Annotated in this window: 1 rRNA gene; it reads right to left on the bottom strand. The window is 55.9% G+C overall.

The features are described from left to right. Window positions 1-247: ribosomal RNA gene (locus tag NWP14_RS27935) — 16S ribosomal RNA — on the bottom strand; the annotation flags it as partial.

The following is a 247-nucleotide window of genomic DNA, read 5'->3' as shown; positions in this document are numbered from 1 at the left end:
CCATTGTGCAATAGTCCCCACTGCTGCCTCCCGTAGGAGTCTGGACCGTGTCTCAGTTCCAGTGTGGCTGGTCATCCTCTCAGACCAGCTAGGGATCGTCGCCTAGGTGAGCCGTTACCTCACCTACAAGCTAATCCCATCTGGGCACATCTGATGGCATGAGGCCCGAAGGTCCCCCACTTTGGTCTTGCGACGTTATGCGGTATTAGCTACCGTTTCCAGTAGTTATCCCCCTCCATCAGGCAGT

This window comes from Klebsiella sp. C349492, assembly GCF_042055345.1.
Classification (GTDB): Bacteria; Pseudomonadota; Gammaproteobacteria; order Enterobacterales; family Enterobacteriaceae; genus Klebsiella; species Klebsiella scottii.
This window is presented reverse-complemented; position numbering and strand designations above follow the sequence as displayed.